Source organism: Mesorhizobium terrae, assembly GCF_008727715.1.
Lineage (GTDB): Bacteria > Pseudomonadota > Alphaproteobacteria > Rhizobiales > Rhizobiaceae > Mesorhizobium > Mesorhizobium terrae.
Genome location: NZ_CP044218.1, coordinates 3288203 through 3312247, shown reverse-complemented (window position 1 = coordinate 3312247; position 24045 = coordinate 3288203). Strand labels below are relative to the sequence as shown.

The following is a 24045-nucleotide window of genomic DNA, read 5'->3' as shown; positions in this document are numbered from 1 at the left end:
ATGATGCAATGATTGAAAAAGCCCGGTCCTGGACCGGGCTTTTTGTTTGGGCAGCGGTCGGGCCGTCGGCCTTAGCCGCCATACTGCTCGTCGCTCACCGGTTCCAGCCAATCGACCGGCGAGCCGTTGAGCGCTTCCTGCATGGCGATATGGGTCATCGCCGTCTTCGGACCGGCGCCGTGCCAGTGTTTCTCGCCAGGCTCGAACCAGACAGTGTCGCCGGCCCTGATCTCGCGGATCGGCCCGCCCGAACTCTGAACAAGTCCCGCTCCGGAGACGACGTAAAGCGTCTGGCCGAGCGGATGCGTGTGCCAATGCGTGCGAGCACCCGGCTCGAAACTGACCGAGGTTGCGCGCAGCCGCGCCGGCGCCTCGGTCTCGATGATCGGATTTTGCGTCACCCGCCCGGTGAAATAGGCATTGGAGGCGATGATTGTCGGCACGCTGCCGCAAGCGATGATTTTCACCGGCGTTCTCCTTCTGAAACCAGCCCGAGCGCCTTTGTCGGTCATCCGCGCCCGATCGTCACCTATTTTCCTTGCCCTGCCTCCTAACCCATGTTTCGATGATCTCCGGCAGGTGGCTAACCGACCTGCCTGCGACGGCCGACAGGCCGGCCGCCGCTCTCAGCGAAATGCCTGAGTGGAGGTCAGCATGGGTAATCGCGCCGGAGGACGACGCTCGGGACCGAAATGCATCGCCATAGTCGGTCCCTTCGCCAGCGGTAAGACGACACTTCTCGAAGCCATTCTCGCCCGCACGGGCGCCATTCCCAGGCAGAACCCGGTCTCGTCCGGCAACACCGTGTCGGATCATTCGCCGGAAGCCCGCTCGCACGCCATGAGCGTCGAAGCCACTTTCGCATCCACCGAATTCATGGGCGACCAGCTCACCTTCGTCGATTGCCCCGGCTCCATCGAATTTGCGTTCGAGGCCGAACCCGTGCTCGCTGCATGCGACATCGCGGTGGTCGTGGCCGAGGCAGACGAGAAGAAGATTCCGGCTCTCCAGCTCATCATGCGCAAGCTCGACGAACTCGGCGTGCCGCGCATCCTGTTCCTCAACAAGGTCGACAAGGCGATAGCCGGCGTGCGCGAAACGCTGAAGATGCTGCAGCCGACCAGCTCCGTGCCGCTATTGTTGCGCCAGATTCCGTTGCGCAAGGACGGGGTCGTCATCGGCTCGATCGACCTCGCTTTGGAGCGCGCCTACATTTATCGCGAATATGCCGAAAGCGAGGTCGCTGAAATCCCCAGCGACGACAAGGCGCGCGAGATCGAGGCCCGCTTCTCGATGCTGGAAACGCTGGCCGACCACGACGATCAGCTGATGGAGCAACTGCTTGAGGAGATCGAACCGCCCCGCGACGCTGTCTTCGACGACCTGGCCGCGGATTTGCGAACCGGCGCGGTGACGCCGGTGCTGATCGGCACCGCCGAAAAGGGCAATGGCGTTCTGCGCCTCCTCAAGACCATCCGCCATGACGCTCCCGACATCGACGCGACCCGCAAGCGCCTCGGTGTGCTCGATGGACCGGCAGCGATCGTGCAGGTGATGAAGACCATCCACACCGCCCATGGCGGCAAGCTGTCAGTCTCCCGCATCCTGTCGGGGCAAGTGGCCGACAGCGCCGAGCTCTTCCTGCCCAATGGAAACACGGCGAAGATTTCCGGCATCTACCGCATGTTGGGCAAGGACCAATCGAAACAGCCGTCGGCCAGGACCGGCGACACGGTCGCGCTGGGCAAGCTCGACGAAGTCCGCACCGGCGAGACCCTGACCTCCGCCAAGGGTGGCGCCAAACCGCTCGCGGCGCTCGCCGCGCCACGGCCGGTCTTTGCCTTTGCCCTGCGGCCCAAGGAACGCAAGGACGATGTCAAAATGTCGGCCGCCATCCAGCGGCTTGCCGAGGAGGATCCCTCGCTCAGCGTCAGCCACAACCAGGATTCGGCCGAGACAGTGCTGTCGGGACATGGCGAGATGCATCTGCGGGTGGTGCGCGAACGTCTGGAAGGCAAGAACCAGATCCAGATCGAGGGCCACGCCCCCGCAGTGCCGTATCGGGAGACAATCCGCAAATCCGTACAGCAGCGTGGCCGCCACAAGAAACAGTCGGGCGGCCACGGCCAGTTCGGCGACGTGGTGCTGGAGATCAAGCCGTTGCCACGCGGCACGGGTTTCCAGTTCACCGACACGATCACAGGCGGTGTGGTGCCGAAGACCTACATCCAGTCGGTGGAGACGGGCGTACGCGACTATCTCAAGGGCGGGCCGCTCGGCTTCCCCGTGGTCGACGTCACCGTGAACCTGTCGGATGGTTCCTACCACGCGGTCGACTCGTCCGACATGGCCTTCCAGATGGCGGCCAAACTCGCCATGAAGGAGGGCATGGCGGCCTGCTCGCCCGTACTGTTGGAGCCGGTCATGAAGGTCGAGATCGTCACGCCATCGGATGCGACGGCCAAGATCATTGCCCTCATTCCGCAACGTCGTGGCCAAATCCTGGGATACGACGCCCGCTCCGACTGGCCGGGATGGGATGTGGTGGAGGCGACAATGCCGCAGGCTGAGATCGGTGACCTCATCATCGAGCTGCGCTCGGCGACCGCCGGCGTGGCCAGCTATACGGCAACCTTCGATCATATGGCCGAATTGACCGGGCGCCTGGCCGACGAGGTCATGAACTCTAACGGCAAGGCAGCCTGAGGAATACCGGCTGCCTTCGGGAAAAGCCGTTTGGCTGGGCCACAAGGCTTGCAGCGTTGAACAAAAAACGGCGCTCCGATTGCGGGGCGCCGTTTTTCTGGGACCGCTTCGTCTCCGGGAGGAAACCTCAAGTCCGCCGCCTGGCCCCGGCGGCCGCCACACCGGGAAAAATAGGACTGGACGCGGCCGTTGCCAGAGCCCGACTGTTCGGAAGATGCCCCCATCCCCGAACAATCCACACCGCGTCCTGGGTATGTGCATAGTCGCTAATTCGCGTCGACTGCATGTTACCTGATGTTACATGTCACCGTTACACGGCGGATGAATAGCGCTTGGGCAGCCGATTTCCGAAACCGCCGCGCGCTGGACCAGCTGGCGACGGTGGATGGTGCGGCACTATTGGTCGGGAATGGGGCTCGATGCTGAAAGATCGCCGCGAGGGCGTATCCTGCTTCAGAAAACAAAAAAGCCGGATCGCGAAGACCCGGCTAAGTTGAATGGAAGTGCCCGTTAGGGCTAAACCTCCAGAGGGGAACACTCGAGGGCGCTAATGGGAGGAGAACGCGCCCAGGAGATGACTGATATATGGGCGTATCCTGCCCAAGAAACAAGCACTCATTTTGCAACGCACACATGCAAAAAGGCACAGGCTGTGGTCCAACGCGCATTTCTTGGCCATAGGGCCAGAAAAGCAAGCATATTGCACAATGATTGTCGTGCTGCGCTGCAAACAACGTCGATCAGGCATGCCAACAGCGCGGACCGCTGCCATCGAAACAGGCATCATATGGGCTAGCCCTTTCGCGGCCCAATGCACGGGGATTGTCATGAAGACCAGAGCTTCGGCGGTGGCGGGCAGTGCCGTCTTCTTCCTGCTGGCACCGTGCATCGTAGCTGGTGTGTTGCCTTGGCTGGTCCTCGACCGTTACAGGATGCCCTTCTCAGGCTTCCTGCCTCAAACCCTGCTCGGCGCGCTGCTGATCATCACGGCGATTGCCGTGCTGGTTCATTGCTTTGCCCGTTTTGCCCTCGAAGGCTCCGGCACCCCTGCCCCGATCGCGCCGACCGAAAAGCTGGTCGTTGGCGGTGTCTACCGCTTCGTCCGCAACCCGATGTATGTCGCGGTGCTGTCGATCATTGTCGGCCAAGCGATGCTCTTCGCCAGTTGGGCCGTCCTTCTCTACGCGATCGTCGTGGCGGTGGCGGTAGGGTCTTTTGTTCGCCTTTACGAAGAACCGACCCTGGCAAGGCGTTACGGCGCCCAGTACGAAGCCTATCGGCGCGCCGTTCCCGGCTGGCTGCCACGGCTGACGCCATGGCAAGGCGGCTGAGCGCCGCCGGCACCCAATCTGCCGAAACGGGAGCTGAACCAGCTTGCCTTCAATATGACCAGTTGCGAGCCTTCGCGATGATGAAGTCGCGGAACACATGCAGCTTGGCCTGATTCTTCATCGCATCGGGATACGCGAAGTAGGTGTCGAAGGACGGTACTTCGGTTTCCGGAAGAAGCTGCACCAGACCGGCATCCTTGCCGATGACATAGTCGGGCAGCATGGCGATGCCTGCGCCGCCCTGGACGGCGCGCTTGATCGACAGGATGTCGTTGATCTGCAGCGTCGGAACGCGCTGGCCGCTTTCGAAATCGCCGACCGTCTCCAGCCAGTTGAGCTCCGAAAGATGTGTCGGCACCGGCACGCCGAACGTGACGATGCGGTGGTTTTTCAACTCGGCCACGGAGGCCGGCTTGCCATATTTGTTCACATAGGCCGGCGAGGCGTAGAGGTGGAAGTGGACCGTGAACAGGCGCCGCTGGATCAGATCCGGCTGCTGGGGCTGCCTGAGCCGGATGGCGCAGTCCGCCTGCCGCATGGTCAGGTCCAGCTCTTCATTGGCGAGGATGAGCTGGAGGTGGATTTCCGGGTAGAGGTCGATGAATTCCTGCACCCGATCGGTCAACCAGCCGGCCCCAAGACCGACCGTGGTCGTCACGCGCAGAATGCCGGATGGCCGATCCTTGGACTCCGCCAGCCTTGTCTTGATCGATTCCAACTTCATCAGCACGTCGTGCGCCGTGCGAAACAGCATCTCGCCCTGTTCGGTCAGCACCAGCCCGCGGGCATGGCGATGGAACAGGGGCACGCCGACATCGTGTTCCAGCGCGCTGACCTGCCGCGAAATGGCCGATTGTGAAAGATGCAGTGTCTCGGCCGCATGCGTGAAGGAGCCAGCCTCCGCTGCGGCGTGAAACACGCGAAGTTTGTCCCAATCCAGCGCCATGATTCCCCTCGTTTTCGTTTTGGCGTCTGAAGAAAGATTTCGGAGATTTTGCGGCTTACTCCGCCGCTTCCCGATGTACCTCTATGCCCGCGAGATATTTCTCGGCTTCGAGCGCCGCCATGCATCCCATACCCGCCGCGGTCACCGCCTGCCGATAGATATCGTCGGTGACATCGCCGGCCGCGAAGACGCCCGGAATATCGGTGCGCGTCGAATCCGGCGCGGTCCACAGATAACCATTCGACTTCTGCTTGAGCTTGCCGGCGAACAGTTCGACCGCCGGCGCGTGACCGATCGCCACGAACACGCCATCGACCTTGAGTAGGCTTTCCTGACCGGTGACGGCGTTGCGCAGCTTCAGTCCTTCGACCGAAGGCGGCAGCGGTGTCTTCCCGGGGCGGCCGGTGATCTCGTCCACCACCGTGTCCCAGATGACGCGGACATTATCCTTCTTCATCAGGCGTTCGCGCAGAATGCGTTCCGCCCTGAACTCGCTGCGACGGTGAATGACCGTAACCGACTTGGCCAGATTGGCCAGATAGAGCGCCTCTTCAACAGCGGAATTACCGCCGCCGACCACGGCGACGTCCTTGCCGCGATAGAAAAAGCCGTCGCAGGTGGCGCAAGCCGACACGCCAAAGCCCATGAAAGTCTGCTCGGAAGGGATGCCCAGCCACTTGGCCTGCGCACCGGTGGCGATGATCAGCGTATCCGCCGTGTAGGTCGTGCCGGAATCGCCCTTGGCCACGAAGGGGCGAACATCCAGGTTCACCTCGGTGATAATGTCATTGACGATGTCGGTACCGACGTGTTCGGCCTGCTTCAGCATCTCGCTCATCAGCCACGGCCCCTGCACCGGCTCGGCAAAACCCGGATAGTTCTCGACATCCGTGGTGATCATGAGCTGGCCGCCCTGCTGCAGGCCCGCGACCAGCATCGGCTTCAGCATCGCCCGCGCCGCGTAGATGGCAGCAGTGTAGCCGGCCGGGCCGGAGCCGATGATGAGAACGGGCGCGTGCTTGACGGTCATGAAACGGCCTTTTGCGAAGGACGGCCGCATGGCGCGGCCGAAACGAGCGGCAATTGTTGCCGCAATGTAAGTGCTGGCCCCTTCCCCAGCAAGGACGTGCGACAAGTGTCCCCATAATGCTGAATACACGATGCGGAACCGGATGCTTGTGGTTAACCCCCGGTGAATATCGAAATTTCCTTTTCGCAGGGATGGCGCGACCCGCAAACTCGTTTAATGACGATGTCGCGAAACATTCTTGCGCAGCGGACAGCGACCATGCCGATCAAGGCCGATCTCGACGCCATCGACTGGAAGATATTGCGCGAGCTGCAAAAAGACGGCCGTATGACCAATGTCGAGCTTTCGCGCAGGGTCGGCATTTCCGCCCCTCCCTGTCTTCGACGCGTCAAGCGACTGGAGGAAAGCGGCATCATCCGCGGCTATCGCGCCTTGCTGAATGCGCCCGTGCTCGGCATGGATGTCGTGGCATTCTGCCTCATCGGTCTGCATCATCAGGCCGATGCGGAACTCAAGGCCTTCGCCGAACGTACCCGCAGCTGGCCCATCGTTCGCGACGCCTGGATGGTATCGGGGGAATCCGACTTTCTGCTACATTGCGTTACCAGCGACCTCGCCACCTTCCAAAGTTTCGTGATCGAGGAACTAACCTCCACGCCGAATGTTGACACGGTGCGGACCGCATTGACCATCCGCCAGGTCAAGGACGAAGGACTGGTTGAAATCGGCGCGGCGCACCAAACATAGGGAAAGTGCCGGCCGCAAGGCATTATCCGACCTTCTCTCAGATTGTTTCAGATGTCCCGATTTCAAGCTCCCGTTTCCGCGCTCATCATTTGCAAGAACGAAGTCGGCATGATCGCCGACTGCCTGGAAAGCGTCGACTTCTGCGCGGAGATCGTCGTCGTGGATTCGGGATCGACCGACGGCACGCTCGAATGCATCGAAAGCTTTGCGGCGAAAGGCTTTCCGATCCGTCTGATCCGCAATGAGTGGCCTGGTTTTCCGCAGCAGCGGCTCTTCGCACTCACGCACGCTACCCAGCCCTGGTGCCTGAGCATCGATGCCGATGAGCGCGTCGATACCGAGTTGAAGCAGTCGATCATGGAAGCGACACAGAAGGGCGATGACGCCGTCAACGGCTGGTACGTCCGCCGCCGCGATTGGATCAACGGTTACGGCTATGCCCATCGGTGGGTTGCCCATAACCGCATCTTTCGGCTCTTCCGGCGCGACAAGGCATCGGTCGACCTCTCCCGCCGCGTGCATGAAACCTACAAGGTCCCTGGCGAGACAGCCCTGATTCAGAAAGGCACATTGCTCCACCGCCGCCCGACGTCGGTTGCGAACGAGTTGAGCCGCACGAACGCCTATTCGTCGCTCAAGGTCGAAGCCCAGATGGAGCAGGGAGACGAGCCGAGCATGTCGCGCCTCGTGTTCTCACCCTGGGTCAATTTCCTCAAATTTTACGTCGGCAAGCGCTATTTTCTCTGCGGCCGCCACGGCTACGTCCATTCTGCGATGGTGTTTCTCTATTCTTATGTGACCGAGGCGAAGCTGTTCGAAGCGCGCGACTCCAGCTCCAATGGCAGCTCGGTCAAAGCCGGCGAATAGTTTCCATTTCGGCGATCGCGGCCTGTTCCGCGCTGACCGCGCCGCCCACCAGGAATATTTTCGACAGCCCCGCCCGACGCCCGGCTTCAGCATCGGCTTGCTTGTCGCCGACCACAAGCGAATGTGCCAGATCGACCTTCAAAATCTCGGCCGCCCGCAGCAACATGCCCGGATTGGGCTTGCGCATCGGGTGATCGGCCACGCCGAGCAGTCCGTTGCCTGCTTCGTGATAGGCGCACGCCAACACCAGGTCGACCGAGCAATGCCTTGCGTGCAAAAGCTCCAGCACGCGACCATTGACCGCCGCGAATTCAGCCCAGCCGAAATAGCCGCGCGCGATGCCGGACTGATTGGTTACCACGACGACCGGAAGCCCGACGCTGTTGGCGGTCTGGATGACCGGCACGATTTCTTCGCGCAGAACGACCTGTCCGGCATTGCTCGGATAGCCGGTATCGACATTGATGGTGCCGTCGCGATCGAGAAAGAGGGCCGGCTCGCCCGACGGAAAGACGGTGTCGCCGACACGCTCCACCCACAGCCCCGGCTCGGCGAGCGGGAACCGGACAGCGTCTTCCGTCATCGGTTGTCCGGGCTGGCGCTGAGGCGGATTTCCACCTCCTCGCACAGATAATGGTAGAGGCAGATGTGGCCTTGCTGGATGATCGGCGTCGAGGTCGAAGGCACGTTGAGCAGCACATCGCAGAGCGGCTTCAGCTTGCCGCCGGTATCGCCGGTCATGCCAATCACGGTCATGCCCATCGTTCGCGCCTGTTCGGCCGCTGCCAGGATGGATGGCGAATTGCCACTGGTCGAAATCGCCAGCAGCACCGCACCTTGCGCACCATGCGCTTCGACCTGGCGCGAAAAGACAGTGTCGAAACCGTAGTCGTTGCCCCAGGCGGTCAACACCGCGGCATTGGCAGGCAGCGCAATGACGTTATAGGCCTTGCGCTCTTTCAGGAACCGCCCGACCAGTTCGCCGGCGATGTGGATCGCATCGCTGGCCGAACCGCCATTGCCACAGATCAGAAACGCCTTGCCCGATGACAAAGCGGTTACGACCGCATCGGTCGCCCGTTGCATTTCGGCCGAAAGATCGCGTTCGACCATGGCGGTGATCGCGGCGGCCGAACGGTCGAGGTAGTCATTCAGATTGGACATGAAGCTCTCAGTTTCCTGTGCCGGCGCGCAGTTTGCCGATTGTGCCGGTGGTACTCTTTCCCGCGACGAGATCGACCAGGACAACGCGCCCGCCCGCTTTCTGCACCACCTCTGCACCGACCACCTGGTCGATCGTATAGTCCGCGCCCTTGACCAGGATGTCGGGTAGCAGCGTTTCGATAAGCTTCAGCGGCGTATCCTCGTCGAAGACCACGACGGCATCGACGGAAGCGAGCGCCGCCAACACGCAAGCGCGGTCGTGCTGATCGTTGACGGGCCGGTTCGGTCCTTTCAGGCGCCGCACCGAGGCGTCGCTGTTCAGGCCGAGCACCAGCCGATCGCACTGGCTGCGCGCGGCATGCAGCAGGCTGACGTGCCCGGCGTGCAAAATGTCGAAGCAGCCGTTGGTGAAACCCACCGTCAGCCCCTCTTCCTTCCAGGTCGCCACCAGCCGCTGCGCGGCGGCGGCGTCGAGGATGGCGTCCTTGTGAATGGCGCCGTGCGAGCGGAACAGCGCGCCGGTCAATTCGTCGGCGGTCAGCCGCGCCGTGCCGCGTTTGCCGACGACGACACCGCCGGCGGCATTGGCAATGGCCGCCGCTGCGGCGCGGTCGGCCCCGGCGGCCAGCGCCAGCGCGAAGGAGGCGATCACGGTGTCGCCGGCGCCGGAGACGTCGAACACTTCCCGTGCCTGCGTGGCGATATGGCGAGCCGATCCGGCATCGACCACGCTCATGCCCTTTTCGCTGCGCGTGGCGACGACAAAGTCAAAGCCGTTCGCGGCGATCAACTCGCGCGCCGCAGCCACGATCTCATCGTCGGCGAACACGGCGCGTCCCGCCGCCTCGCCCAGTTCCTTGCGGTTCGGCGTGACAGCGGTCGCACCGCGATAGGGTGAATAGTCCCGCCCCTTCGGATCGACGAGCACCGGCTTGCCGGCCTCGCGGCAAATCGCGATCAATTCCGCGGCCACGCCGTCGAGCAGAACACCCTTGCCGTAGTCGGAGAGGATGACGATGTCCGCGCGCTCGAGCGCTGCGCGAAAATGCGCGACGAGCTCCTTGCGCTCCGCCGCATTGGGTGCGCGGACCTCTTCCTCGTCGAAGCGCAGAACCTGCTGGTTAAGCGCGCTGAACCGGCTTTTCGAGGAGGTCATGCGTTCGCGCGTCTGCCCGATCCCTGTGGCATCGACGCCGAGTTCCTCGAACATGCGCATGACGTTGCGGCCCGCCGCGTCATCGCCGAGCACCGAGACAGGAACCGCCCGGCCACCCAGCGAAACGATGTTGGAGACGACATTGCCGGCGCCGCCAACGGCCAGCATCTCGCCGCGCCCGTGCAGAACCGGGATCGGCGCTTCCGGTGAGATGCGCTCGATGACGCCATTGACGAAGCGGTCGAGAATGAGGTCGCCGACGACCAGGACGGTGACATCGGCGAACCGTGCAATCGCGCGGTGGAGGATTTCGGGAGAAGACAGGTGCAACTCGCTCATGGCGAAGCGGATATACCGCAAACCCTGTCTGCGCAACTGCGGCGCCGCCAGCACGACCGGCAAGGCAAGCCGTGTCGACAGCTTCGCCGGCCTCTCTTATAAGAGCCTCGATCCGCTCACCAATTCGAGGCCCTGATGATCATCGTAACCGGTGGAGCCGGCATGATCGGCTCCAACATCGTCGCCGCGCTCAACGCGGAAGGCCATGACGACATCCTCGTCGTCGACGACCTGACCGACGGCCACAAGATCGTCAATCTGGCCGACCTCAGGATCGCCGATTACCTCGACAAGGACGAATTCCTGCCGCTCATTGAGGCCGGGAAACTCGGCTTCGTCGAAGCCGTCTTCCATCAGGGTGCCTGCTCGACGACCACCGAGTGGAACGGCAAGTTCATGATGGACGTGAACTTCACCTACTCGAAACGACTGCTGCACGCCTGTCTGGGCTCACGCGTGCCGTTCCTCTACGCCTCCTCCGCATCCGTCTACGGCGGCGGCTCTGAGTTCCGCGAGGAAGCCGAGTTCGAGCGCCCGCTCAACGTTTATGCATGGTCGAAGAAACTTTTCGACGACTATGTGCGCCGCAACGTCGGTCCCAGCCATTCGCAGGTTGCGGGCCTGCGCTATTTCAACGTTTACGGCCCGCGCGAGCGGCACAAGGGCACGATGGCTTCGGTCGCCTTCCACCTGTTCAACCAGGTCGGGCGTGGCGAAAACCCGAAGCTGTTCGGCGCCTATGACGGGTTTGGTCCCGGCGAGCAGAGCCGTGATTTCATCCACGTCGGCGATGTCGCCGACGTCAATCTCTGGCTCTGGAAACGCGGCGTCAGCGGCATCTTCAACTGCGGTACCGGCCGCGCCCAGCCTTTCCGCGCCATAGCTGAGACGGTCATCACCTCGCTCGGCAAGGGGAGCATCGAATATATCGACTTCCCCGATCATCTGAAGGGCAGCTACCAGAGCTTCACGCAAGCTGATATGTCCCGCCTGCGCGCAGCCGGCTACAATGGCCAGTTCCGCGATGTCGAAACCGGCGTGAAAGACTATGTCGAATGGCTGAAAGCCCGACGATCCTCGTGATCGGCCCCCGCTGGGTGGGCGACATGGTCATGGCGCAGTGCCTGTTCTCGGCACTGAAGCAGCTTTATCCAAACGCCGGCATCGACGTGATGGCGCCTGCCTGGGCCGCTCCGCTGGTAGGGCGCATGCCGGAAGTTCGCCAGCAGATCGAAATGCCGGTACCGTCCGGCAAGCTGGAGCTTGGCGTGCGCCGCCGCTTCGGCCGCATGCTCAAGGGCCGCTACGACATGGCCTATGTTCTGCCCGGCAGCCTGAAGTCGGCGCTTATCCCGTTCTTTGCAGGCATCCCCAAGCGCGTCGGCCATCTGCGCGAGATGCGCTACGGCCTGCTCACCGACATCGTGCCGCTGCCCGAGAAGCAGAAACGCCGCACGGCGCATGGGTTCTTTTCGCTGGCGCGTGGTGGTTCCTTCCAGGCTCCGAAGCTGACCGTGGATGGCGCGAACCAGGCGGAACTCCTCGCTCGCTACGGGCTTGTTGAGGGGGCGTTCGTGGCAATGATGCCGGGCGCCGAGTTCGGGCCGGCGAAGCGTTGGCCGAGCGCTTCCTATGCCGGCCTTGCCCGCGCCATGATGGCGAAAGGGTTGCGGGTGGCGCTGTTCGGCTCCAGGAACGATAGCGCCGTAACGGCAGAAATCGCCGAGTTGGCTCCCGGATGTGTCGATCTGGCCGGCAAGACGCAGCTGGTGGACGCCATCGACCTGATCGCGGCGGCAAGGCTCGCTGTATCCAACGACAGTGGGCTCATGCACGTCGCGGCCGCCGTCGGGACGCCGGTCGTTGCAGTCTATGGCTCGACTTCGCCCGAAAACACGCCTCCGCTGGCCGAGCGGCGCGAGCTGGTATGGCTGCAGCTTTCCTGCTCGCCGTGTCACAAGAAAGTCTGCCCGCTCGGCCATATGAATTGCCTGAACACCCTCGATGTCGAACGTGTGTTGCAGGCCGCCGACCATCTGATCGATGCGCCGGCCGCCGCATGAAAGTGCTGATCGTCAAGACGTCCTCGATGGGCGATGTGATCCACACCTTTCCCGCCGTTCAGGACGCGTTGAACGCACGACCCGACATGTCCTTCGATTGGTGCGTGGAAGAAGCCTTCGCCAACATCGTTGCACTCCACCCCGCGATCGGTACCATTCACAAGGTTGCCCTGCGGCGCTGGCGGAAGCAGGTCGTCTCCTCCAACACCTGGCGCGAGGGCGCCGCGCTGCGCCACGCATTGCGCGCCGGCCACTACGATCTCGTTCTCGATGCTCAAGGCTTGCTGAAATCTGCCTTCGTGGCGAAGCTCGCCGGAGCACCGATCGCCGGCTTCGACAAGGCGAGCGCGCGCGAACCCTCGGCAACCGTCTTTTACGACCAGCGCTATGGCGTGCCCCGCGACATGCATGCCATCGAGCGCACCAGGCGCCTGTTCGGCCTGGCACTTGGTTACGAGCCGGACCTGTCGACGCTCGATTCCGGCATCGTGGTGCCGCCCGGCGCGCCCTTGGCGCAGGCAGAGCGAACCGCGATCCTGCTGCACGGAACCAGCCGCGAGGACAAGAAATGGCCGATGCAAGACTGGATCGAAACGGCCCAACTTATGGTCGCCAGCAGGTTCTCTCCGGTTACCACTTGGTCAAATGACAAGGAAAGAACCGTGGCGGAGGCGATCGGCAATGCCGTGCCGGAAACGCTGGTGGTGCCGAAATCGCCTCTGTCGGATGTCGCGCGCCTGATCGGCGGCGCGACGCTGGTTGTCGGCGCGGACACGGGTTTGACGCATCTTGCCGCAGCCTTTGGATTGCCGACGGTTGCCATCTTCCTGACCACGGAGCCGGGGCTGACCGGACCGCGTGGCCCCTTTGCCTCGACATTGATCGCAGGCGAAAACGGACGCGTCACGCCTCGGGCCGCTTTCGAGGAAGCGGCCAGGCTGCTGGCTTTGAAAGACGGGCGAGCCTGACCGTTCAGGCGCCCCGGCGAGCGGGATCGCTACACCGGGGGAAATCCGAAAAACTCAGACGAAACGGACCTCTACGATCTCGTAGCCGCGGGCGCCGCCTGGCGCGTTGACCTCGATGGCATCGCCAACGGCCTTGCCGATCAGCGCGCGGGCAATCGGTGAGGAGATCGAAATGCGGCCCGACTTCACGTCGGCTTCCTGGTCGCCGACAATCTGGTAGGTCTTCTCTTCCTCGGTATCCTCGTCGACAAGCACGACGGTGGCGCCGAATTTGACCTTGTCGCCGGTCAGCTTGGAAACGTCGATGATTTCGGCGCGGGCAACCAGATCCTCGAGTTCGCTGACGCGACCCTCATTGAGGCTCTGCTGCTCTTTTGCGGCGTGGTATTCGGCGTTTTCCGAAAGATCGCCATGCGAGCGCGCCTCTGAAATCGCCTCGATGATGCGCGGCCGCTCTTCTTGTTGGCGCCAGCGCAACTCTTCCCTGAGCGTCGCAAAACCTCCGCCTGTCATCGGCACTTTGTTCATCGTTTCACCTTTCATGCCGCCAGCCCCTCAACGGGGCAGACCGTGTCGCTGGGTGCAAAAAGAAAACGGTCCGGCAGCCTCGGACTGACGGAACCGTGTCACCTCAGATTCCCGGAATATAGCAAGCTTGCGGCGATTTTCACGTCAAAAAAACAACGCCGACGATTTGGGGATACCGCGGCGCCCATGGCACCGCAGCCAAGAACTCGCCTGTTTCAGAGATAGGTAAATGCCGGCCGCTCGCTGACAGCCGGCATTCAAAACCGGTGGGCTTCAGCTGCGTTCGTAGTGCTCGATCTGCTCCGAAAGCATGCCGTATTCGCGAGACGTCTTGCCTGTGCGCTTTTCGATCTCGCCAAGCTGCGCGCGCGCTCCGATGATATCGCCCATCTGCAGCCGTGCCTCGCCGAGATATTCGCGCACCAGCGTGTAGTCGGGGTTCTGGCGCAATGCTTCCTCGTAATAACCGAGGCCGACAACGACGCGGCCGGACTTGCGGTGCGAATAGCCGAGATAATTGAGGATGCGCGGGTCTTTCTTGTTCTCGGCGAGCGTCAGCACGGCGATCGCCTCGTCATAGCGACCTGCCATGGCGAGATCGTGCCCCGCCTGGTAGATGTTATTGTCATCCAGCATGCCCTGCTTGGGCAGCACGCATTTCTTGGACTTGGTGTCGTAGACCTCGCCCTTCTTCTTGCATTTGGCGGTTGTCTCGGCGCTACCGCCTCCGCCGCTGCTCGCGCCACCGCTGGTGCCGCCTCCGCTCCCGCCACTCTCGCCAGCGGCGTAGACTTGGGCGACAAGGAACGGCAGCGAGACCAGTGCAGCCGCCGCATGGATCAGAAGTCGCTTTTGCATGGGAATTCCTCCTGGCGTTTCGATCAGAACGATAACGCCGGGGCAGCTCGAATTCATCCCATCCGTTCGTTGGGCATCCAGATTGTCATCCCTTGAAGATGAAGGCGGCACCGCCGGCGATCAGCGCAAAGCCGATCGCATGGTTCCAGGTCAGCGATTCCTTCAGATAAAACACCGAGAACACCGCGAAGACCGTAAGCGTGACGACCTCCTGTATCGTCTTCAGTTCAGCCGCTGAATAGATCTGGCTGCCGATGCGGTTGGCCGGCACCGCAAACCAATATTCGAAGAAGGCGATCATCCAACTCGCGATCACCGCGATCCAGATCGGCGAGGTCTTGAACTTGAGATGGCCGTACCAGGCGAAGGTCATGAAGACGTTCGAGGCGACAAGCATCAGGATCGGCAGGAAGCGAGGCGACAGAATCTGGGACATTTTGGGAAAACCGGCAAAAAGGAGGGAACCGCATTTCAAGCTGTTGGCGTTGGCAGTCAACATCTCTCGAAGACACTGACGGCCAATCTTCCGCGACAGAGCGGTAACCCATTGTGATCGCCAACTTCCCTTCGCTCCGCAACCGATGCGGATGGCATTCGTTTGCAACCGGCCATGCTGTCGAAACGGACATTGTCGCCAATCGCAATAGCGTTGCTTGCCGCAGCTGCGGCATCGCAAGGCGATCTGCTTTGGGCCAAGCCCACACAGCTGCCGTCCCGGGCTCCGGTGCCGGAGATCAATCGCGACGCCTCGGAACCAACACCTCCCGCGGCGCCCGACATACCGCTGCCGCAGCCCAAGCCGAGGGAAGCCGACACATCGCCCACCCTGCCCCCAAAACCGTTCCAGGGCCCAAGCCCGCCGCCGGGATGGACGAAACAGCCCAATCCTCCGGCCACCCCGGACCCGCGTTCCGCGAACATAGCCGAGGACAAGATGCCCGCGGACGAATTGGCCTGCCGCGAGCGGTTGAAGGCGCTGGGCGCCGAATTCTCAGACCGGCCGCCGGAGCGCGACACCGCGCTAGGCTGCTCGGTGCCCTACCCGCTCACCCTTCGCAAGGCAGGAGGGTCGATCGAAATCACACCGGCGGCCGAACTCAATTGCGCGATGGCGGAAACGCTGTCCCGCTTCCTCATCGATGTCGTCTCGCCGGCAGCGCAGGCCGAACTCGGCGCGGCGCCGATATCGGTCGCACAGGCTTCCGGCTATGTCTGCCGGCCACGCAACGGCAGCACGAAACTCTCCGAACACGGCTTCGGCAACGCCCTGGACATCGCCAGCCTCACACTTGCCGACAACACGGTGGTTGAAGTCGACGGCGCACGACCCGAAAAGCAGGCAAGATTGCTTGATCGCGTGCGCCAGGCGGCCTGCGGGCCTTTCAAGACCGTGCTCGGCCCCGGCAGCGATGCCGACCACGCCAAACACCTGCATCTGGACCTGGCGCCTCGCCGCAACGGCGGCACTTTCTGCCAATGAGCGCAGGCCGCGACGGAGCCGCCGCCGCATTTCCACCACAGCCGTAAACCGCGCCGCTGAGCTTTCCTTTACCCTTGCAGCGTAAAACACGCTGGCTGGGAGGGGATTGCCCAACGGACGGGAACGACGATGGCTGGAAAACTGCATGCCATGCGGAGCGCCGCGCGGCCGAAGCGCGCCCCGTGGACGACACCCGGCCGCCTTGTGGCATTGTGCGTCGTGGCTGTGGCTTCAGCCTGCACCACCGGCGACGTCTTCGAATTGAAGCCTGCCGTGGATGTCGGCTCCACGACCGCCGCCCTGCCGAAAACGTCCGGCCTGCAAAGCCTCGTCCCTTCCAACCCCTACATGACCGCTGCCTATCCGCGCATGGATGAGCCGATGTCGCCGGTCGAGCAGTTGTCGGCGGAAGAGGTCGATTGCCGACAGGAATTGAAGCGGCTTGACGTGGCCTATACCGACCTCGCACCGATCCGCGAAGGGCAATGCGGCATCGAGCATCCGGTGAAAGTGACTGCGATCGGCAGCGTGCAGATGAAGCCGGCAGCGACATTGAGCTGCAACATGGCGGCCACCTTCGCTGCCTGGACAGAGAAGGAGCTCGTTCCGACTGCACGCTGGCGCTACTTCTCCGGCGTCAAGACCATCCATCAGGGATCGAGCTATTCCTGCCGCAGGATCGCCGGTGAAGGCGTTCTTTCCGAGCACGGCAAGGGCAACGCGCTCGATGTGATGAGCATCGAATTGAACAATGGTGAGGATATCGACGTGCGCAAGCCCGGCTGGTTCGCCTTCCGCACCAGCGGCTTCCTTGATTCCGTGCGCTCCGACGGCTGCGACTACTTCACCACGGTGCTCGGCCCCGGCTACAATTACGACCACCGCAACCATTTCCATTTCGACGTCAAGAACCGCAAGAACGGCTATCGCGCCTGCCGCTGAGGCGGCGCGTCCGATCAAGTTCAACATACATTGGACAAAACAGAGCTCGCCGCTTTTCGAAGCCCCCTTCGAAATGCTATGAGCGCGCATGCTTTATGCTGAAATCGGTATCGTGGTCGCTCTCATCTGTGTGAACGGCCTTTTGGCAATGTCCGAGCTCGCGATCGTCTCGGCCCGCCCCGCAAGGCTGAAGGCGATGATCGACCGCGATGTCCATGGCGCGGCGCGCGCGCTGGAACTGGGCGCCAACCCCGGCAAATTCCTGTCTTCGGTCCAGATCGGCATTACGCTGGTCGGCATCTTGTCGGGCGCGTTTTCGGGCGCCACGCTGGGCGAACGACTTGCCGACTTCCTGGCCGCTTCCGGCGTTGGTCCGCGATTTGCCAACCCCGTCGGCGTGGGCATCGTTGTCGCCATCATTACCTATGCGTCGCTCATCATCGGCGAACTGGTGCCCAAGCAGATCGCGCTGCGCGATCCCGAGCGCGTGGCGGCCCGCGCGGCGCCTTTCATGGCGGTGCTCGCCAAGATCGCCGCACCCGTGGTGTTCGTCCTAGACATTTCCGGCCGCGCCGTATTGTGGCTGCTCGGCCAGCGCGGCGAAAGCGAAGAGAAGGTCACCGACGAAGAGATCAAGATGCTGGTTGCCGAGGCCGAACATCACGGCACCATCGAATCCGACGAACGCCGCATGATTGCCGGCGTCATGCGGCTGGGCGACCGCGCCGTCCGCGCCGTGATGACACCGCGCACCGACATCGACTGGATCAACCTGCAGGCCGACGACGCCACCACGCGCAAGCTCTTGATGGAAACGCAGCACTCGCGTCTCCCCGCCGGCGAGAGCGTGGATGCCATGTTGGGTGTGGTGCAGACACGCGACGTGCTGGCTGCAATGCTTGGCGGCCGCGCGCTCGACCCGCGAAAGCATGTGAAGGCGGCCCCGATCGTCCACGACCAGGCCGATGCGCTGGACGTGTTGGCCAAGCTGCGCGAATCCGACGTGCCGATGGCGCTGGTCCATGACGAATACGGCCACTTCGAAGGCGTCGTCACGCCCGCCGACATCCTCGAGGCGATCACCGGCGTGTTCCGTTCCGACCTGGACGCCGGCGACGAGGAAGAAAGTGCCGTCCAGCGCGAGGATGGCTCGTGGTTGCTGGCCGGCTACATGCCCGCCGACGAAATGGCCGATCTGCTCGGCTTCGACCTGCCGGAAGATCGCGACTACGAAACCGTCGCCGGCTATCTCCTGTCCCACTTCGCGCATCTGCCGACGACCGGGGAAACAGTGGACGCGCAAGGCTGGCGCTTCGAGGTAGTCGATCTCGACGGTCGCCGTATCGACAAGGTCATCGCCTCGCGTCTGGCAGCGGCGCATCGTGGCGTGGTGCGCTAAGCTCCGGGCCTGAGGGCGCGGCAAGGGCAGCCTGTCGGCTGCCTTTTGCGCGTTCAGATCAACATCCAGGCGACTTCAAGCTGCTGCCACATCCGCCGTCTCGGCATCCGCGTCGCGCGCGGCCTTCAAGGCATGTGCAAACCAGGACAACTGGTTCAGCATGTCGTGCGCGGCCTGGTTGAGGTGCTCGAACTCCACGATCTTCCTGCCGGCTTTGATGGCGAGGTAGTCGGCAAGAACGATGTGCACGGCCGTACGCACCGGCGCCATCTGCAATTCGACGGCATTGAGACGCAGCTGTTCGATCGCGCGGGCACCGCCGACACCGCCATACCCCACGAAAGCCGCAGGTTTCCTGTTCCACTCGGTGTAGGCATAGTCGAGCGCGTTCTTCAGGACCGCGCTGGGCCCGCGATTGTATTCGCCGGTGACGAAGATGTAGCCGTCATATTCCTCGACCTTCTTCTGCCACTTCTGCGCAATCTCGTTGCTGGAGGGCACCCACAGCGACGACGCCACCTCATCGAAGAACGGCATCGGAAAATCACGAAGGTCCACCACCTCGACGGTTAAGTCGCCGCGTTCCCGGGCCAGTTTTGCAATCCATTCGGTCGGCGCGTCGGCGAAGCGGGCGGCACGCGTCGAGCCGATAACGACGGCGATCTTGGGCTTTGACATCTACAAGCTCCTCATCAAATACAGTATCATTTGGATACCGAGACTATATCTGATACTGTCAACTCGGTTGGCAAGGAGGCACTTTTTTGAAACCGAGGCACCCCCACATCACCAAGGATTGCCAGGCGGTGAGCGATATCCTGCAACGCATCGGCGACAAATGGTCTTTGCTCGTGGTGCAGAATCTCGGAGAGGGCCCGCAGCGCTTCAACGAGATCAAGCACGGCATCGGCAACATCTCGCAAAAGATGCTGACGACGACGCTGCGCAGCCTGGAACGCGACGGGTTTGTCACGCGCACGGTCTTTCCGACCATTCCGCCAAGGGTGGATTACGAATTGACCGATCTTGGCCGAGAGCTGTCGATCCCGGTCAAGGGATTGGCTGAATGGGCCATCGCCAATACAGGCCGCATCAACGAAGCGCGTGCCCGTTTTGACGGCATCAAGGCTGTGGCCTGACGGCCATCAGCGTCATTCGGCCGGCACGACTTTCGGCCTGCCTTCGCCATCGAGCGCCACCATGACGAAATCGGCGTGGGTTACCATTTCCATCAGGTCGGAAAGGTATCGTTGCGCCCAGGCCTCGACCTTCAGTGTCATCGAGGTCCGGCCGACACGCTCGACATGCGTGTAGATGCACAGCGTATCGCCGATTTTCATCGGCTTTGCGAAGGACATTTCCTTCACCGCCGCCGTCACCACCCTTCCCTTGGCGCGCTCCGCCGCGCGGATGCCGCAGGCAAGGTCCATCTGCGCCATCACCCAGCCGCCGAAAATGTCGCCCGCGGCATTGGCGTCCGAAGGCATGGCCAGCGTCCGCAGCGTCAGATCGCCGAGCGGTTTTCCATCCGCGTAATGCACCATGCGAAAGTCCCTCATGCCAAAGCGTCGTCATGATGGCGTAGCGACGTGACGCCAAGGCGTCAACGCCGCCACCACGCGAGACAGTGTTGCGCGAATGAAGAAACCACGTGGTCGCATTTCTCACACAGCATGCCGGAAGTGCCGGTGATTGCAGGGAATGCGACAGCTAGTCTGATGCCGACAAGCATTCCGGACATCACACCCCAACATGCAGACTTATGATTTCATCGTCGTTGGATCGGGCTCGGCAGGCTCGGTCGTGGCAGAACGCCTCTCGGCCTCCGGTCGCTTCTCGGTCCTGGTGCTGGAGGCAGGCGGCACCGACCGTCGCTTCTTCGTGCAGATGCCCCTGGGCTACGGCAAGACCTTTTTTGACCCTGTGGTGAACTGGAACTACAAGGCGGAACCGGACCCGGGGCTTGCCAACAGCGCCGATCATTGGCCGCGCGGCAAGATCCTGGGTGGATCGAGTTCCATCAACGCGATGGTATGGATCCGTGGTGCGCGGGAGGATTTCGACGCCTGGGCCGAAGCCGGCAACCCCGGCTGGAGCTATGACGACGTCCTGCCGATCTTCAAGGCGCTCGAGGACAACGAGGCTGGTGCCAACCAGTGGCGCGGGCGCGGCGGGCCAGTCCACATCACCGACAATCGCGCGCGCGTGCATCCACTGACGGTCCGCTATCTCAAAGCAGCCGAGCAGGCTGGCCTGCCGCCGAACAGCGACTTCAACGGTGCCGCGCAGGAGGGCGCCGGCGTCTACCAGATCACCACCAGGAACGGCCGTCGTGTCTCGGCGGCGCGTGCCTTCCTGCGCCCCGCCATGAAGCGCGCCAATGTCCGCGTCGAAATGCATGCGCTGGCAACAAAAATCCTGTTCGAGGGCAAACGCGCCGTCGGCGTCGAATATGTCCAGAATGGCGAAACCAGGACCGCGCGTGCCGGCAGGGAAGTCATCCTGTCGGGCGGCTCCATCAATTCGCCGCAGCTTTTGCAATTGTCGGGCGTTGGACCCGGCCCCCTGCTCACCGACCTCGACATCCCGGTCGTCCACGCGGCGGACAATGTCGGCCGCAACCTCCAGGACCACCAGGGCGTCAACTACACCTGGAAGGCTACGCAGCCGACGCTTAACCAGATCCTGCGACCGTGGTGGGGCAAGCTGCTGGTCGGCCTGCACTATCTGGTGCTGCGCTCCGGACCGCTGTCGATGTCGATGAACCAGGGTGGCGGCTTCTTCCGCACGGATGCCGACCAGCCGCGCCCGAACATGCAGCTCTATTTCCAGGTGTTCTCGACCGTGCTGCCTCGAGCCGGAGAGCGCCCTATCCTGACACCGGACCCCTGGCCGGGCTTCTCCATCGGCCTTTCCAACTGCAGACCGTCGAGCCGTGGCGAAATCATGATCCGCTCGGCGGACCCATTCGCCTACCCGAAGATCACGCCCAATGCCTTTTCGACCAATGAAGACGTGTCGGAAATGCTCGACGCGGTGAAATTCCTGCGCCGCATCGCAGCCATGCCGGCGATGGCCGAGGTCATCGCGGAAGAGGTTTTGCCAGGCCCGTCAATCACTTCCGATGCGGACCTGATTCAGGATTTCAGGAAGCGCTCGGGCACCGTTTATCATCCCGTCTCGACCTGCCGCATGGGGCCGGACCCATCGCGCGCCGTGGTCGATCCGCGCCTCAAGGTCCATGGCCTTGCGGGCCTGCGCGTCATCGACGCTTCGATTTTCCCTGACAATATCGCCGGCAACACCAATGCCGCCTCGATCATGACGGGTTGGAAAGGCGCCGAAATGGTTTTGGAGGACCACCGATGAAAATCACCGACGTCAAGACCTGGGTTGTCGGCAACCCTCCGCCGGGCATCGGCGGCAAGTATTTCATCTTCGTGAAGCTGACGACCGATTCCAACGTCGTCGGCTATGGCGAGGCTTACAACGCCACTTTCTCTGCGCATGTCACCGCGCGCATGATCGAGGATATGGCGGAACGCTATCTGGTCGGTCGCGACCCGCATGATGTCGAGAACTTCTTCCGCCGCTGCTATTCGTCCGGCTTCACCCAGCGTCCGGACGTGTCCGGCATGGGCTGTTTCTCGGCGCTCGAAATGGCTTGCTGGGACATCATCGGCAAGGAGGCCGGCAAACCGGTATACAAGCTGCTGGGCGGCCAGGTGCACGAGAAGCTGCGTTCCTACACCTATCTCTATCCGCATTCCGGCAGCGTCCATTCGGAGGACGCGAGCGGCAAGAACGTCTACAACGACCCCGACCTTGCCGCAGAATGCGCCGCACTCTACGTCGGCCAGGGCTTCAACGCGGTGAAGCTCGATCCGGCCGGTCCCTATACGGCCTTTGACGGCCATCAGCCCCGCCTGATCGACATCGACCTGTCCGCCCGGATGATCAAGGCGATCCGCGAGGCGGTCGGCACCCGCGCCGACATCCTGTTCGGCACGCACGGCCAGTTCACCGCGTCCGGCGCCTTGCGCATGGCTCGCGCCATCGAGCCCTACGATCCGCTCTGGTTCGAGGAGCCGGTGCCGCCGGACATGCCCGAGGTGATGGCGCAGGTCGCTCGTGGCACGTCGATCCCGATCGCCACCGGCGAGCGGCTGACGACGAAATTCGAGTTCGCACGTGTCATCGAAAATCGTGCCGCCACCATCCTGCAGCCGGATCTCGGCCGCTCGGGCGGCATTCTGGAAACCAAGAAGATCGCGGCGATGGCTGAGGCCTATCACATCCAGATCGCTCCGCATTGCTATTGCGGACCGATCGTCGGCGCCGCCAACATCCAGCTCGCCGCGACTCTGCCGAACTTCCTGATCCTGGAATCGCTCAAGCAATGGGATGGCTTCCACGCCACCCTGCTGAAGAAAAAAATCGAATGGCAGGACGGCTGGGTCATCCCATCGAAGGAGCCGGGCCTCGGCGTCGAGCTGAACGAGGCGGTGTGCGAAGCGCATCCCTACAGCGGCAAGGAACTTCACCTGCAGATGATGCAGACGCCGTTGATGCCGTGAGCGAGGCATACGCCTTCATCGGCCTCGGCCATCTCGGGGGTCATCTCGCCGCCTCGCTCGTCCGCAACGGCTTCGACGTCACCGTCCACGACCATGATCCGGCGGCGGTCGCGCGCCTCGTAGCGCTCGGCGCCACCGCCGCCGCCTCTCCAGCGGACGCGGCGGCCCGCGCAAAAAACGCCATCACCTGCCTGCCCTCGCCCAAGATCAGCGAGGCCGTACTCGCCGGCCCGGCTGGGCTGCTGGAAGGCCTGACGAGGGGCGGAACCTGGATCGAGATGTCGACCAACGGCCGCGACGAAATTATCCGTCTCGCGGCGCTTGCCGCCGCGAGGGGCGTCGAGACGCTGGAGTGCCCCGTCACCGGTGGCGTCCACCTCGCGGCCACGGGAAAAATCACGGCACTGGTCGGCGGCGACCCCGCCCTCTACGAGCGCCACCGCGAAGCAATCGAAGCGATGTGTTCGCGCTCGTTCCTGATGGGCCCGGTCGGCTCGGCGGCGGTGATCAAGGTCATCACCAACATGCTGGCCTTCATCCACCTCGTCGCCGCCGGCGAGGCGCTGATGCTGGCGAAGCAGGGCGGGCTCGATCTCGCCCAGGCGTTTCACGCCATCGCCGCCTCGTCGGGCACCAGCTTTGTCCACGAGACCGAGAGCCAGTTAGTGCTCAGCGGCTCCTACGACATCGGCTTCACCATGGATCTCGCGCTGAAGGATCTCGGCTTTGCCGCGCGCATGGGCGAGGAGTTCGGCGTGCCGCTCGACCTCGCATCGCGGGTCAATGCCATCTTCGAGTTGGGCAAACAAAAATACGGCGGCGACGCCTGGTCGACGATGATCGTCAAACTCCTGGAAGACGCAGTCGGCACTGACCTTCGAGCTCCAGGCTTTCCGGCCAAGCTTGAGGCCTGAGGAAAACGATTCAAGATCAACGGCTTGCCG

Annotated in this window: 26 protein-coding genes; 15 read left to right on the top strand and 11 right to left on the bottom strand. The window is 62.7% G+C overall.

Going from position 1 to position 24045, the window contains the following annotated elements:
* Positions 1–71: 71 nt before the first annotated feature.
* Entirely contained in the window at positions 72–467 is a 396-nt protein-coding gene (locus tag FZF13_RS17235) for a (R)-mandelonitrile lyase (protein ID WP_024925354.1), read from the bottom strand.
* Positions 468–654: 187 nt separating this feature from the next.
* Here FZF13_RS17235 and FZF13_RS17230 point away from each other — a divergent pair, with 187 nt between their 5' ends.
* Entirely contained in the window at positions 655–2706 is a 2052-nt protein-coding gene (locus tag FZF13_RS17230; RefSeq protein ID WP_024925355.1) for an elongation factor G, read from the top strand.
* An 827-nt stretch (positions 2707–3533) separates the two neighbouring features.
* Positions 3534–4037, top strand: a complete 504-nt coding sequence (locus FZF13_RS17225) for a methyltransferase family protein (protein WP_024925356.1) — start codon at positions 3534–3536, stop codon at positions 4035–4037.
* Between the two features lie 49 nt (positions 4038–4086).
* Here FZF13_RS17225 and FZF13_RS17220 read toward each other — a convergent pair whose 3' ends face one another.
* Together FZF13_RS17220 and trxB are read right to left on the bottom strand one after the other, a co-directional pair.
* Positions 4087–4983, bottom strand: coding sequence for a LysR family transcriptional regulator (locus tag FZF13_RS17220; RefSeq protein WP_024925357.1), 897 nt, complete (start codon positions 4981–4983; stop codon positions 4087–4089).
* Positions 4984–5038: 55 nt separating this feature from the next.
* Positions 5039–6013, bottom strand: coding sequence for a thioredoxin-disulfide reductase (trxB, locus tag FZF13_RS17215; protein ID WP_024925358.1), 975 nt, complete (start codon positions 6011–6013; stop codon positions 5039–5041).
* Between the two features lie 258 nt (positions 6014–6271).
* On the opposite strand from trxB, the gene FZF13_RS17210 reads away from it, so the two are divergent.
* Together FZF13_RS17210 and FZF13_RS17205 are read left to right on the top strand one after the other, a co-directional pair.
* Positions 6272–6760 (top strand): Lrp/AsnC family transcriptional regulator, encoded by a 489-nt coding sequence (locus tag FZF13_RS17210; RefSeq protein WP_024925359.1) that lies wholly within the window; start codon positions 6272–6274, stop codon positions 6758–6760.
* 108 nt (positions 6761–6868) lie between these two features.
* Entirely contained in the window at positions 6869–7627 is a 759-nt protein-coding gene (locus tag FZF13_RS17205) for a glycosyltransferase family 2 protein (protein ID WP_244431125.1), read from the top strand.
* Here FZF13_RS17205 and FZF13_RS17200 read toward each other — a convergent pair.
* The 3 genes from FZF13_RS17200 to rfaE1 are packed head-to-tail and all read right to left on the bottom strand — an operon-like array spanning position 7611 to position 10286.
* Positions 7611–8210 carry a D-glycero-alpha-D-manno-heptose-1,7-bisphosphate 7-phosphatase gene (locus FZF13_RS17200; RefSeq protein WP_024925361.1) on the bottom strand — a complete coding sequence of 200 codons (600 nt, stop codon included), beginning with the start codon at positions 8208–8210 and terminating at the stop codon, positions 7611–7613. The two genes, FZF13_RS17205 and FZF13_RS17200, sit on opposite strands and share 17 nt — an antisense overlap.
* Positions 8207–8791, bottom strand: a complete 585-nt coding sequence (locus FZF13_RS17195) for a D-sedoheptulose-7-phosphate isomerase (protein ID WP_024925362.1) — start codon at positions 8789–8791, stop codon at positions 8207–8209. The genes FZF13_RS17200 and FZF13_RS17195 overlap by 4 nt, the downstream gene beginning before the upstream one ends.
* A gap of 7 nt (positions 8792–8798) precedes the next feature.
* On the bottom strand, positions 8799–10286 hold the full coding sequence (gene rfaE1 / locus FZF13_RS17190; protein WP_024925363.1) for a D-glycero-beta-D-manno-heptose-7-phosphate kinase: 1488 nt from the start codon (positions 10284–10286) through the stop codon (positions 8799–8801).
* Here rfaE1 and FZF13_RS28955 point away from each other — a divergent pair.
* The 4 genes from FZF13_RS28955 to waaC are packed head-to-tail and all read left to right on the top strand — an operon-like array spanning position 10285 to position 13317.
* On the top strand, positions 10285–10422 hold the full coding sequence (locus tag FZF13_RS28955) for a hypothetical protein (protein ID WP_161773052.1): 138 nt from the start codon (positions 10285–10287) through the stop codon (positions 10420–10422). The genes rfaE1 and FZF13_RS28955 overlap by 2 nt on opposite strands.
* Positions 10422–11369, top strand: a complete 948-nt coding sequence (gene rfaD / locus FZF13_RS17185) for an ADP-glyceromanno-heptose 6-epimerase (protein ID WP_024925364.1) — start codon at positions 10422–10424, stop codon at positions 11367–11369. The genes FZF13_RS28955 and rfaD overlap by 1 nt, the downstream gene beginning before the upstream one ends.
* The gene (gene waaF, locus FZF13_RS17180; RefSeq protein ID WP_024925365.1) at positions 11342–12349 is read left to right on the top strand and encodes a lipopolysaccharide heptosyltransferase II; all 1008 of its coding nucleotides are present in this window, start codon (positions 11342–11344) and stop codon (positions 12347–12349) included. The genes rfaD and waaF overlap by 28 nt, the downstream gene beginning before the upstream one ends.
* Positions 12346–13317, top strand: a complete 972-nt coding sequence (gene waaC, locus FZF13_RS17175; protein WP_024925366.1) for a lipopolysaccharide heptosyltransferase I — start codon at positions 12346–12348, stop codon at positions 13315–13317. Before waaF ends, waaC begins: the two co-directional genes overlap by 4 nt.
* A 54-nt stretch (positions 13318–13371) precedes the next feature.
* Here the strand turns inward: waaC and greA are convergent, their stop codons facing one another.
* The 3 genes from greA to FZF13_RS17160 form a co-directional block, all read right to left on the bottom strand.
* Positions 13372–13845: a transcription elongation factor GreA gene (gene greA, locus FZF13_RS17170; protein ID WP_024925367.1), complete on the bottom strand. Its 474-nt coding sequence runs from the start codon at positions 13843–13845 to the stop codon at positions 13372–13374.
* A 273-nt stretch (positions 13846–14118) separates the two neighbouring features.
* A complete protein-coding gene (locus FZF13_RS17165) occupies positions 14119–14703 on the bottom strand; it encodes a tetratricopeptide repeat protein (protein WP_024925368.1) in 585 nt (194 codons plus the stop codon).
* A gap of 85 nt (positions 14704–14788) precedes the next feature.
* Positions 14789–15139 (bottom strand): DMT family protein, encoded by a 351-nt coding sequence (locus FZF13_RS17160; protein WP_024925369.1) that lies wholly within the window; start codon positions 15137–15139, stop codon positions 14789–14791.
* A gap of 498 nt (positions 15140–15637) precedes the next feature.
* Between FZF13_RS17160 and FZF13_RS29320 the strand changes: the two genes are divergently transcribed.
* From FZF13_RS29320 to FZF13_RS17145, 3 genes are all read left to right on the top strand, one after another.
* Complete coding sequence (locus tag FZF13_RS29320; protein WP_244431126.1) at positions 15638–16183, top strand: extensin-like domain-containing protein; 546 nt, start codon at positions 15638–15640, stop codon at positions 16181–16183.
* Between the two features lie 129 nt (positions 16184–16312).
* On the top strand, positions 16313–17125 hold the full coding sequence (locus FZF13_RS17150) for an extensin-like domain-containing protein (RefSeq protein ID WP_024925371.1): 813 nt from the start codon (positions 16313–16315) through the stop codon (positions 17123–17125).
* 88 nt (positions 17126–17213) lie between these two features.
* Positions 17214–18524 (top strand): hemolysin family protein, encoded by a 1311-nt coding sequence (locus FZF13_RS17145; protein ID WP_024925372.1) that lies wholly within the window; start codon positions 17214–17216, stop codon positions 18522–18524.
* A gap of 75 nt (positions 18525–18599) precedes the next feature.
* Here the strand turns inward: FZF13_RS17145 and FZF13_RS17140 are convergent, their stop codons facing one another.
* Positions 18600–19202 carry an NADPH-dependent FMN reductase gene (locus FZF13_RS17140; protein ID WP_024925373.1) on the bottom strand — a complete coding sequence of 201 codons (603 nt, stop codon included), beginning with the start codon at positions 19200–19202 and terminating at the stop codon, positions 18600–18602.
* 86 nt (positions 19203–19288) lie between these two features.
* On the opposite strand from FZF13_RS17140, the gene FZF13_RS17135 reads away from it, so the two are divergent.
* Complete coding sequence (locus FZF13_RS17135; RefSeq protein ID WP_024925374.1) at positions 19289–19663, top strand: winged helix-turn-helix transcriptional regulator; 375 nt, start codon at positions 19289–19291, stop codon at positions 19661–19663.
* 12 nt (positions 19664–19675) lie between these two features.
* On the opposite strand, the gene FZF13_RS17130 is transcribed toward FZF13_RS17135, so the two are convergent.
* On the bottom strand, positions 19676–20068 hold the full coding sequence (locus FZF13_RS17130; protein ID WP_024925375.1) for an acyl-CoA thioesterase: 393 nt from the start codon (positions 20066–20068) through the stop codon (positions 19676–19678).
* A gap of 208 nt (positions 20069–20276) precedes the next feature.
* Here FZF13_RS17130 and FZF13_RS17125 point away from each other — a divergent pair, with 208 nt between their 5' ends.
* From FZF13_RS17125 to FZF13_RS17115, 3 genes are read left to right on the top strand one after another with little or no spacing between them, the layout of a single operon-like run.
* Positions 20277–21893, top strand: a complete 1617-nt coding sequence (locus FZF13_RS17125) for a GMC family oxidoreductase (RefSeq protein ID WP_024925376.1) — start codon at positions 20277–20279, stop codon at positions 21891–21893.
* On the top strand, positions 21890–23101 hold the full coding sequence (locus FZF13_RS17120) for a mandelate racemase/muconate lactonizing enzyme family protein (protein WP_024925377.1): 1212 nt from the start codon (positions 21890–21892) through the stop codon (positions 23099–23101). The genes FZF13_RS17125 and FZF13_RS17120 overlap by 4 nt, the downstream gene beginning before the upstream one ends.
* Positions 23098–24015, top strand: a complete 918-nt coding sequence (locus tag FZF13_RS17115; protein ID WP_024925378.1) for an NAD(P)-dependent oxidoreductase — start codon at positions 23098–23100, stop codon at positions 24013–24015. Before FZF13_RS17120 ends, FZF13_RS17115 begins: the two co-directional genes overlap by 4 nt.
* Positions 24016–24045 lie beyond the last annotated feature (30 nt).

Excerpts from the sequence above, each read along its gene's own strand:
- FZF13_RS17230 (WP_024925355.1), top strand. The coding sequence starts at position 655 with ATGGGTAATCGCGCCGGAGGACGACGCTCGGGACCGAAATGCATCGCC.
- FZF13_RS17225 (WP_024925356.1), top strand. The coding sequence starts at position 3,534 with ATGAAGACCAGAGCTTCGGCGGTGGCGGGCAGTGCCGTCTTCTTCCTG.
- FZF13_RS17220 (WP_024925357.1), bottom strand. The coding sequence starts at position 4,983 with ATGGCGCTGGATTGGGACAAACTTCGCGTGTTTCACGCCGCAGCGGAG.
- trxB (WP_024925358.1), bottom strand. The coding sequence starts at position 6,013 with ATGACCGTCAAGCACGCGCCCGTTCTCATCATCGGCTCCGGCCCGGCC.
- FZF13_RS17210 (WP_024925359.1), top strand. The coding sequence starts at position 6,272 with ATGCCGATCAAGGCCGATCTCGACGCCATCGACTGGAAGATATTGCGC.
- FZF13_RS17205 (WP_244431125.1), top strand. The coding sequence starts at position 6,869 with ATGATCGCCGACTGCCTGGAAAGCGTCGACTTCTGCGCGGAGATCGTC.
- FZF13_RS17200 (WP_024925361.1), bottom strand. The coding sequence starts at position 8,210 with ATGACGGAAGACGCTGTCCGGTTCCCGCTCGCCGAGCCGGGGCTGTGG.
- FZF13_RS17195 (WP_024925362.1), bottom strand. The coding sequence starts at position 8,791 with ATGTCCAATCTGAATGACTACCTCGACCGTTCGGCCGCCGCGATCACC.
- FZF13_RS28955 (WP_161773052.1), top strand. The coding sequence starts at position 10,285 with ATGGCGAAGCGGATATACCGCAAACCCTGTCTGCGCAACTGCGGCGCC.
- rfaE1 (WP_024925363.1), bottom strand. The coding sequence starts at position 10,286 with ATGAGCGAGTTGCACCTGTCTTCTCCCGAAATCCTCCACCGCGCGATT.
- rfaD (WP_024925364.1), top strand. The coding sequence starts at position 10,422 with ATGATCATCGTAACCGGTGGAGCCGGCATGATCGGCTCCAACATCGTC.
- waaF (WP_024925365.1), top strand. The coding sequence starts at position 11,342 with ATGGCTGAAAGCCCGACGATCCTCGTGATCGGCCCCCGCTGGGTGGGC.
- waaC (WP_024925366.1), top strand. The coding sequence starts at position 12,346 with ATGAAAGTGCTGATCGTCAAGACGTCCTCGATGGGCGATGTGATCCAC.
- greA (WP_024925367.1), bottom strand. The coding sequence starts at position 13,845 with ATGAACAAAGTGCCGATGACAGGCGGAGGTTTTGCGACGCTCAGGGAA.
- FZF13_RS17165 (WP_024925368.1), bottom strand. The coding sequence starts at position 14,703 with ATGCAAAAGCGACTTCTGATCCATGCGGCGGCTGCACTGGTCTCGCTG.
- FZF13_RS17160 (WP_024925369.1), bottom strand. The coding sequence starts at position 15,139 with ATGTCCCAGATTCTGTCGCCTCGCTTCCTGCCGATCCTGATGCTTGTC.
- FZF13_RS29320 (WP_244431126.1), top strand. The coding sequence starts at position 15,638 with ATGCCCGCGGACGAATTGGCCTGCCGCGAGCGGTTGAAGGCGCTGGGC.
- FZF13_RS17150 (WP_024925371.1), top strand. The coding sequence starts at position 16,313 with ATGGCTGGAAAACTGCATGCCATGCGGAGCGCCGCGCGGCCGAAGCGC.
- FZF13_RS17145 (WP_024925372.1), top strand. The coding sequence starts at position 17,214 with ATGCTTTATGCTGAAATCGGTATCGTGGTCGCTCTCATCTGTGTGAAC.
- FZF13_RS17140 (WP_024925373.1), bottom strand. The coding sequence starts at position 19,202 with ATGTCAAAGCCCAAGATCGCCGTCGTTATCGGCTCGACGCGTGCCGCC.
- FZF13_RS17130 (WP_024925375.1), bottom strand. The coding sequence starts at position 20,068 with ATGGTGCATTACGCGGATGGAAAACCGCTCGGCGATCTGACGCTGCGG.
- FZF13_RS17125 (WP_024925376.1), top strand. The coding sequence starts at position 20,277 with ATGCAGACTTATGATTTCATCGTCGTTGGATCGGGCTCGGCAGGCTCG.
- FZF13_RS17120 (WP_024925377.1), top strand. The coding sequence starts at position 21,890 with ATGAAAATCACCGACGTCAAGACCTGGGTTGTCGGCAACCCTCCGCCG.